Raw genomic sequence first — 7,935 nt, 5'->3', positions numbered from 1 at the left:
ATTTTGAACGAGCCGCTTCCGCTTTTAGATTAAAATACTTGTTCTACTTCGATAACGCCTGGTACTTCTTCAAGTAACGCGCGCTCGATACCAGCTTTTAGTGTGATTGTAGAACTTGGGCAGCTTCCGCATGCACCCATAAGGCGTAGTTTTACGATACCTTCTTCAATGTCTACTAATTCAACGTCTCCGCCATCGCGAAGTAAGAATGGACGTAATTTATCTAATACTTCTAATACTTGTTCTTGCATATGTGGGTTTTCCATTTTTATCGACTCCTTTCATCAGTTTTATTATAATCAAGATAGAGGGGAAAATCTATTTTTTCTCTTCTTGTTTTATTGTCGAAATATTGTATCGTGTTTTTTCAGTATAGGGGTATGGGATAAGATTGTAAAATGATGTGCTTATGTAATAAGACATCTGAATATACTGTTGGAACAAGAAGTGGGGGAGAAGAAATGGTTAATGTTCAAGTGTATGGGACGAAAGTAATTTGTGCGAGCTGCGTCGGAATGCCATCTTCAACAGAAACGTTTGAATGGTTACAAGCGGCAATTGGTCGTAAATATGAAGGACAAGAAAATAAATTTAATTTCGAGTATATCGATTTCCAAGAAGAACAAGAAGATGCAGATAAAAAAGCATTCGCAGAGCGCGTAGTGGAAGAAGATTTATTTTATCCGGTCGTTCTTGTAAATGGAGAAATTGTTGGAGAAGGAAATCCTCGTTTGAAGGATGTTTACGAAGAAATCGAGAAATATTTATAAAACAAGAAGTCTTTGCGAATTTGCAAAGGCTTTTTTTATTGGAGGGATAGATATGAAAAATGGAGTGAAGCATGCGTTACCAACGGAAGTACAACAGTTAATGGAGCGGTACACAGTAGAATTAAAAGAAATTTTTTTAGATGAAAAAATAGTCGGGGTATATATTTACGGATCCATCGCACTAGGTGCATTTCATAAGGAAACGAGCGATGTTGATTTTGTTACAGTGATAAGTGATTCCGTGAATGAAGCTGAAAAACAGCAGCTTGTGGAACTACATAAGAAACTTAGTGATAATACGCTAGGTAAAAGAATGGACGGTATGTATATTCCGCTTGTTGATTTAGGGAAATACAATGATGAAATAAACGAGTATGTGTATTGTGCAGATGGTAAAGCTAATGTTGGTCATTGGGACATTAATGCGGTCACATGGTGGACGTTGAAAAATCAAGGCATTACAGTTACCGGAAAAGAAGCAGAAGATCTTCCGTTGCAAATACAATGGAATGATGTAGTAAATACGATGAAATATAACGTAGAACAGTACTGGAGTGAAAAGGCGAAACAACCATATTTATTCTTTGTAGAAGAGTGGGTAGAATCAGCTGTCGTTACGATGGGACGTATTTTATATACACTAGATTATAAAACAATCGTTTCAAAAGATAGAGGATTGCAATACTTGTTAGAAAGTTCAGCGGAAGAATGGGAGCTTTTATTAAAAGAAGTAGAGCGAATACGGCACAATCCAAAAGAAAAGCGAATGCTCTCAAGGTGGAGAAGGGCAGATATGACGAAGAGGTACTTACTGCATTTAATTGAGACGTGTAGAGAGAAATGGTAGTAGCTTTTTATTTTGCATAATTTCATTTGCAAAAATGTCCTATATAGTTGAGGTAGGACTTATAATAAGTCCTATTTTTTGAAAAATTAACAATAGATTAACGAAATGTGGAATTAAAGTTATGAAATAACAAATTGTAACCCCCTGTTTTTATTTAACAAATCTAAAAATTAAATCATCCCCTAAACACCTTACTTCCTTGCGAATAATGAGTTACTATTAATATATCTATATAATACATTTAGTATTGAACAAGACAGAAGGAGACATGTTATGGGATTTTTAGAAGTTGTAGGGAGTTTGTTATTTTTTGCATCACTTGTTTTATTAGTAATTTCATTAGTAAGTAAAATTAGAAAAAAACCAGCAAAAATATGGATAAAAAGAGCTATTATTTCATTTGTATTAGCAATGGTAGTATTAGGATTTAATGTCTCATTTTTAGGTGGAATAGCGGTAATATTTTTCTTTATGGGCTTATATGGTTTAGCTAAAATCATTCAACTATTGGTTAAAAAGAAAGATGGTAAAAAGAAATTTGCTATTCTTATGGTCATAGGATTTGTAGGATACTCTATTTTTGATAGTTCTTTTTTATTAAATGCAACTTACAATAAGCCTGCTGAAAAAGTTGCAAATGCAAAACAAGAAGAAAAGAAAGAAGAAAAGAAAGAAAAGGTTACATACAAGAAATATGGTATCGAAGAAATAAAATCGATGTTTACAGTCGGAATGACTAAAGAAGATTTTTCTAATAAAAAAGAAGAAGCAAGTCTTAATAATCGCTCCTTTGAAGATTACGAAGGATATTCTGTATACACTTTCAATTCCTCTGAAGGTAAAATAGCGGCTGTTGTTTTAAATAAGACTGCTGTTACAAAGATTGAAGTTTTTGATAATGAGGATTCTATTGCAAACTTTATTAAAGAGGAAGAAGTTAGAATTAAAGAAGAGCAAAGGATTATTAAAGAAAAAGAGCAGGAAGAGTTAAAGAAAAAACTTGAAGAATCATACAATAATAGTAAACAAAAACTAGAAGGATCTGGAGATTCTGTTACAAGTAAAATTAATTTGAATTCAGGTTTAGCATTCTTTGAGTTTACCAATCAAGGTTCAAGAAACTTCATCGTTCATCTAAAAGATTCTTCGGGTACAGCTACTCAATTATTAGTAAATACTATTGGGAGCTATAAAGGAACAGTCCAAACAACGGTTCCTTCATCTGGAGAGTACTATTTAGAAGTGAAATCAAGTGGAGGTTGGAGTAGCTCGGTAACCCAAAAGGCTTCTCCAAATACAGAAAAAGCACCAGGCACAGTTAGCGGTCATGGGGACGATGTGGTATTTATCGAAGTACCAAGTGGTAACCACATAATTAAACTTAAACATACGGGCTCAAGAAACTTTATTATTAAAGTGAATGATAAAAACTTGCTTGTTAACAAAATTGGAAGTTATGAGGGCTCAGCTTCTCAAGTATTCCAAGACACAGGAATGTATAGCTTTGGTGTTAAAGCTGACGGAGATTGGAGCATTACAATAGAATAAAAAAAGCGGTCATAGGGATATGACCGCTTTTTTTTATTTGAATGAGATTATAATCAATACAATTTATAGAAGTAATAAAGCATCGGAATTTCATTTGAAATTTCACCTTAAAAAAATCGTTTACTGTTATTTCATGTTGTTACATACCGTAAAAGTACTTTACAAGGAATGAGAATTCGACAGATAATATAAAAAAATATGTAGGCGGGGAAGCGGATGAGTAAATATAAATTACATATAGATAAAGAACAACTATGGAAAGGCTGCGTTTTAAATTCGATTGCCCATGCAATTAATGTAGCACATTGTCCAGATTTCTCACATGAAAGTTCATGGGATGGATTTAACTATAGTATGCAAAATACTCAAGGCGGACAAGGGACAATTACGTTTCATCCGAATTACACGATCGTATGTCTTCAAGATGTGAATAGCGAGAGAATTGATGAGTGGATTGATGCGAAAGATTATTTTGAAGGGGCACCTTCGGAAGTAATAGATACTGCGAAAGAAGAAGCACTTCAATACGTATTAGAAGAAGTAGAAGGCGAAACAGTTCCTTTTATTACAACTGCATTTTGGATTGAGGATAGCGGTGCGTATTCAATTGATTCATTTGAAGAGATGGAAGAGCACGGCGGATTCTTATTAGAAATTCCATTACTTGATACAGAATCAGCAATAGAAAGACTGGAAGAAGAGTATGAACTGACAGAGGAACAAATAGAGCTTTTACAACTCGTGTATAAGAAAAAAATCCAAAGTCCAAATGAGGAAATTAAGTTGTCTAAAGAAGAAATAGCAATGATTGGAACGGAAGATAGCGAAGGATTGGAAGTTAGTAAGGAGTCATTTGAAGAAATGAATATTACTTGGGAGTTGTAGGATAGGATATAAAATTGTGATAAAGCAAAATGTGAAATCATATTGCACTTTCTACTAGTTTTTTATATACATATCAACTTCATGAAAGAATACGAACTTTTTTTCCTCGGTATTCAGATGCACAGCGCAATGTAAATATTGCTGTAAATAGCGATTAGCTTGTTCGTACTGTTTTAATTTGGAGAAAGAAAAACAAGTAAGAAGCAGAAACGCTTTTTCTCGTAATATTGAAACGACAGCTAGTACCGGAGTAATGGAATGTATATTCATTTCCACTAGATTTTCATAAGACGCTCACGTTTGAAACCAGTCGAAAATAGTAGAAAGGTAATTCGGAATAGCGATAGTTTCATGTGAAACATTATGCAATAACTGGTTCTGTTTGATATGCATAGGCTCTATTCTCGTTTGTAGAATGCAATCGAATATTGAAATGTTTTCTTTTAATTGTAATTGGTCCGTAATAAGCTACGGGAGACCGATAGGGTGGACTCCTATATTTATATAGAAGTCATCTCCAAACTGGCTTTTTTGTATGTTAATGAGCTTATAAAATCCGTTTTCAGCTTTGAAAAATGTATGTCTTTTTTTCTTAAAGCCGAGTGGTTTTAAAGTGGCGTGTAAATTTGTAATGAAATCTTGATCCTTTTTAGAGCGAGACTTATTCCCCGTCATATTCATACGTAGTTAAGTTTTGTAAGAAACTTTCAAAGTTAGGTGCTAATTCAATAATTTCCTCAAACTCATTATCGATAAATATAACTGGAGGATTTTCAGCTACATTTCGATAGTCTAATGCAATCCATGTATGTCCATCACCAGATAAAAGTACGATATTATCAGGCATGTCCCATTCTCGAATTAAATAGCGACTCTCTAAAATACTAGATTCATTTTCATCAAAAGAAATACCATATAAACCAGATACATTAACGTGATCGTCTGCCCAAGAATTTGGCTTTGAAGTAGGGTGAGTATCAAGACGAAGAGTTCCCCCATTTTGTTCTTTTAGAAGGTTTATGTATGATTCTGGAAGCTTTACGTTCAGTACCTCTTCTGCTTTTTTGATTAGTTCGTCGTTAATGGGTGCTAGTTTTAAATAGTCATCTTCTGCCCAAATTGTACTCTTCATATTCGGTCACCTCAAATAATAGTTTTAAGAATCTTATGTCATATATTATAGTTAGTTTAGATAACGCGCAATAGAGGGAGGGACGGAGTATGGATGTGTATGAATACCTCGATCACGTAAATTCTAAAGAAGATTTATTAAAATTTCTTGTATACCTCCAAAAGGATTTTAAAGTGAACAAAGATGAATGGGAGAATGTAGAGATAGAGACTTATTTAGAGGCATTAAGTGCTTGGTTAGGTGATTATGAAGGCGTTTATATAAATCAAGGGGAGAAGCTTCCAGAAAATATTCCATGGAAGTTTATTGCCCAGGTGTTACTTGCGGCAGCTCATTATGAATAAAATTAGATTTTTAAAAGATAGAATGGAGAAGATATCATGATTAACCATAATAAAATTAAACAACTTTTAGCACATGTAGATCGTGCTGAGGATAATGAAATTGAGCTAGAGTATGAATCTGAACCTATGACGATAGAATTGTTTAATAGTGAAGAAATAGAAGAAGGGCAACTTGGTTATAGCTTTGATGAAGAAGGATGGATTGTAATCGGCATAGATTCATATCTTGGAGACCCGATTTTTGTAGATAGTAATGATGAGAATTGTCCAGTTTATACAGCTATGCACGGTGAGGGAGAATGGGAGCTGGAATGTATAGCGGAACGTATAGAAGATATTATTGAGAAAGTGAAGGGGAATGTGTGAGCAATAAAATAGTATTTCAACGTGATTAAGAGGGAGGAAATGTAGTGTATATTCACTAAAAAAGATGTATAAAAATGATTTTGATGCATCCTTTTTAGTGAATATATAAAATAATTAACTTGGTGTATTAAAGGTATGATACATGATTATTTTAATATATTTAAAAGTAAAATGAAATAAGAAACGGATAATTGTCGGAATATATTCGATTTCCGTTCATTTTTATAAAATATGTGTACTTTTTGTTAGATTCCTTTATTTTGTACATATACAATAAATGTATATAGAAATAAGAAAAGGATGATGTACGTGAAGGACACTGTTTTACAAGAAACAATTTCTCAGCAAGAATTACATAAAGTTGTTCAAAAGAATACAGCTTATTATGATTTTAAGTGGGGTAAAGTAGAAAATCCTGCGCAAGGGAATACATGGAATTGGGTAGCCTTTTTCTTCCCAACCTTTTGGTTAGCTTATCGCAAAATGTATAAGTTATTTATTATATTTGCGTTATTGGCTATACCTAGTATAGTTATACCCCCTTTTATAGATATTCCAGATGGGATTTATGTAACATTTAGTTTAGCTCTTCAATTAGGAATGATGATATTTACTGGATGGCAAGGAAACCGTTTATATTATAAGCATGCTGTTCGTGTTTTTCGTAAGGGAGAAGATGCGTCTGATCATGAGAAGGCGTATTTCTTACAATCAAAGGGCGGCGTTAGTGTAGCTGGTATGATTGGTTTACAGATTATAGTCGGGATTGTGTTTGGTTTAGTTGCGTTAGGGCTGTCCTTTTTACCAACTGAGCCGAATATTAAAAACGTTGTTCGTTCAAGTGATGAAGGGGTTACTTTAGAGATTATGACTGATAATCCAACTTGGAAGTTTGTGAAGAAAGAAAAAGAGTATGATGTAGTAGAGTTTACTGGTTATGATTATACAGAGAAGAAAAATGTGAAAATTAAATTTGCTGTTTATTTCGATGAAGATTATTTCGAGTGGCAAGAGGTATATGAAAATAATAAGAAGTTAAGTGAAGAAGAAGTAGAAGAATATCAAATTTATATTGAAGAAAATAATTGGGGTTTCTAGAGGGAACTCGTTCATTTTGAAAAGAAGAATCTTGTGAAGATTCTTCTTTTGTTTATTAGGGGAGAGAGAAATGATTTCAGCATTAATAGAAGCTCTAATAGGATCTATTAGTTTAAGTACGGGTTTACACACGAAAAAGATTGATGCTAACATACTTTACTTGCAGCAGTATGAGTGGTTTCGAATGATGTATGAAGACGAGAAGTATCGAAAGTTATTTATTACGAACTACAAAGTTCGCTCATATTTACAAAGTAAGCTGAGAGTTCGATTGCTGGTAAAAAATAAAAATGCACAACGAAGATTTTTAAAATTAGTAGAAGAGCAAATGGAAAAAAGGCATACGAATTGAAATTTTGTAAAATACAATAAAAAATGAGAATTTGAGGTAGGGTTGTCAATAACGTGAGACTATGGCACTATAAAGAAATGCTATACAAATTTTATTTATCGAGATGTAAACATCAATTTTGATTTTTACGTATAAATAATGAACGGAGGAAATGAATTTATGGCTACTTTACCAAATTGTCCAAAATGTAATTCAGAATATACGTATGAGGATGGCGTTCTTTTCGTATGTCCAGAATGTGCTCATGAGTGGGGCCAAGACGCAGAAGCTGAAAATAATGATGGTGCAAAAGTTGTAAAAGATGCGAACGGAAACGTTCTTCAAGATGGCGACGCTGTTACTGTTATTAAAGATTTAAAAGTAAAAGGAACTTCTTCAGTTGTGAAGATCGGTACGAAAGTAAAGAGTATCCGTCTAGTTGATGGCGATCACGATATCGATTGTAAAATCGACGGTTTCGGAGCTATGAAGTTAAAATCACAGTTCGTTAAGAAGGCGTAAGACAATAAAAAGAGGGGGCGAATAGCCTCCTCTTTTTATTATGTCACTTTTTGTCGGTAAATCGATATTTCGTGCAAAATCGTTGATATATT

At 33.5% G+C, this 7,935-nt stretch carries 11 protein-coding genes and 1 pseudogene; 9 read left to right on the top strand and 3 right to left on the bottom strand.

Features of this window, described 5'->3' with window-relative positions; translation table 11 throughout:
• Positions 1–29 precede the first annotated feature (29 nt).
• On the bottom strand, positions 30–266 hold the full coding sequence (locus MR160_RS32140; RefSeq protein WP_000431159.1) for a NifU family protein: 237 nt from the start codon (positions 264–266) through the stop codon (positions 30–32).
• Between the two features lie 195 nt (positions 267–461).
• Here MR160_RS32140 and MR160_RS32135 point away from each other — a divergent pair, with 195 nt between their 5' ends.
• From MR160_RS32135 to MR160_RS32120, 4 genes are all read left to right on the top strand, one after another.
• Positions 462–770 carry a YuzD family protein gene (locus MR160_RS32135; protein WP_000248588.1) on the top strand — a complete coding sequence of 103 codons (309 nt, stop codon included), beginning with the start codon at positions 462–464 and terminating at the stop codon, positions 768–770.
• A gap of 52 nt (positions 771–822) precedes the next feature.
• On the top strand, positions 823–1,617 hold the full coding sequence (locus MR160_RS32130) for a nucleotidyltransferase domain-containing protein (protein ID WP_002162985.1): 795 nt from the start codon (positions 823–825) through the stop codon (positions 1,615–1,617).
• Positions 1,618–1,890: 273 nt separating this feature from the next.
• On the top strand, positions 1,891–3,165 hold the full coding sequence (locus MR160_RS32125; RefSeq protein WP_000506012.1) for a tripartite tricarboxylate transporter TctB family protein: 1,275 nt from the start codon (positions 1,891–1,893) through the stop codon (positions 3,163–3,165).
• 216 nt (positions 3,166–3,381) lie between these two features.
• Positions 3,382–4,050: a hypothetical protein gene (locus tag MR160_RS32120; RefSeq protein ID WP_242299077.1), complete on the top strand. Its 669-nt coding sequence runs from the start codon at positions 3,382–3,384 to the stop codon at positions 4,048–4,050.
• A 37-nt stretch (positions 4,051–4,087) separates the two neighbouring features.
• Here the strand turns inward: MR160_RS32120 and MR160_RS32115 are convergent.
• A pseudogene (locus MR160_RS32115) lies at positions 4,088–4,725 on the bottom strand (DUF4304 domain-containing protein).
• Complete coding sequence (locus MR160_RS32110) at positions 4,712–5,182, bottom strand: SMI1/KNR4 family protein (protein ID WP_081144089.1); 471 nt, start codon at positions 5,180–5,182, stop codon at positions 4,712–4,714. Before MR160_RS32110 ends, MR160_RS32115 begins: the two are co-directional and overlap by 14 nt.
• Positions 5,183–5,271: 89 nt before the next feature.
• On the opposite strand from MR160_RS32110, the gene MR160_RS32105 reads away from it, so the two are divergent.
• The 5 genes from MR160_RS32105 (at position 5,272) to phnA (ending at position 7,843) form a co-directional block, all read left to right on the top strand.
• A complete protein-coding gene (locus MR160_RS32105; protein ID WP_081144090.1) occupies positions 5,272–5,526 on the top strand; it encodes a DUF7660 family protein in 255 nt (84 codons plus the stop codon).
• Between the two features lie 36 nt (positions 5,527–5,562).
• Positions 5,563–5,892 carry a hypothetical protein gene (locus tag MR160_RS32100; RefSeq protein ID WP_081144091.1) on the top strand — a complete coding sequence of 110 codons (330 nt, stop codon included), beginning with the start codon at positions 5,563–5,565 and terminating at the stop codon, positions 5,890–5,892.
• 300 nt (positions 5,893–6,192) lie between these two features.
• Positions 6,193–6,990 carry a DUF2628 domain-containing protein gene (locus tag MR160_RS32095; RefSeq protein ID WP_118961879.1) on the top strand — a complete coding sequence of 266 codons (798 nt, stop codon included), beginning with the start codon at positions 6,193–6,195 and terminating at the stop codon, positions 6,988–6,990.
• Between the two features lie 70 nt (positions 6,991–7,060).
• Positions 7,061–7,342, top strand: a complete 282-nt coding sequence (locus MR160_RS32090) for a hypothetical protein (RefSeq protein WP_000622255.1) — start codon at positions 7,061–7,063, stop codon at positions 7,340–7,342.
• 159 nt (positions 7,343–7,501) lie between these two features.
• Positions 7,502–7,843 (top strand): alkylphosphonate utilization operon protein PhnA, encoded by a 342-nt coding sequence (gene phnA, locus MR160_RS32085; protein ID WP_000212735.1) that lies wholly within the window; start codon positions 7,502–7,504, stop codon positions 7,841–7,843.
• Positions 7,844–7,935 lie beyond the last annotated feature (92 nt).

Source organism: Bacillus cereus group sp. BfR-BA-01382 (assembly GCF_022663475.1).
Lineage (GTDB): Bacteria > Bacillota > Bacilli > Bacillales > Bacillaceae_G > Bacillus_A > Bacillus_A thuringiensis_S.
This window is presented reverse-complemented; position numbering and strand designations above follow the sequence as displayed.

Bases quoted from the DNA above. Each gene is read 5' to 3' on its own strand.
- MR160_RS32140 (WP_000431159.1), bottom strand. From the start codon at position 266: ATGGAAAACCCACATATGCAAGAACAAGTATTAGAAGTATTAGATAAA.
- MR160_RS32135 (WP_000248588.1), top strand. From the start codon at position 462: ATGGTTAATGTTCAAGTGTATGGGACGAAAGTAATTTGTGCGAGCTGC.
- MR160_RS32130 (WP_002162985.1), top strand. From the start codon at position 823: ATGAAAAATGGAGTGAAGCATGCGTTACCAACGGAAGTACAACAGTTA.
- MR160_RS32125 (WP_000506012.1), top strand. From the start codon at position 1,891: ATGGGATTTTTAGAAGTTGTAGGGAGTTTGTTATTTTTTGCATCACTT.
- MR160_RS32120 (WP_242299077.1), top strand. From the start codon at position 3,382: ATGAGTAAATATAAATTACATATAGATAAAGAACAACTATGGAAAGGC.
- MR160_RS32110 (WP_081144089.1), bottom strand. From the start codon at position 5,182: ATGAAGAGTACAATTTGGGCAGAAGATGACTATTTAAAACTAGCACCC.
- MR160_RS32105 (WP_081144090.1), top strand. From the start codon at position 5,272: ATGGATGTGTATGAATACCTCGATCACGTAAATTCTAAAGAAGATTTA.
- MR160_RS32100 (WP_081144091.1), top strand. From the start codon at position 5,563: ATGATTAACCATAATAAAATTAAACAACTTTTAGCACATGTAGATCGT.
- MR160_RS32095 (WP_118961879.1), top strand. From the start codon at position 6,193: ATGATGTACGTGAAGGACACTGTTTTACAAGAAACAATTTCTCAGCAA.
- MR160_RS32090 (WP_000622255.1), top strand. From the start codon at position 7,061: ATGATTTCAGCATTAATAGAAGCTCTAATAGGATCTATTAGTTTAAGT.
- phnA (WP_000212735.1), top strand. From the start codon at position 7,502: ATGGCTACTTTACCAAATTGTCCAAAATGTAATTCAGAATATACGTAT.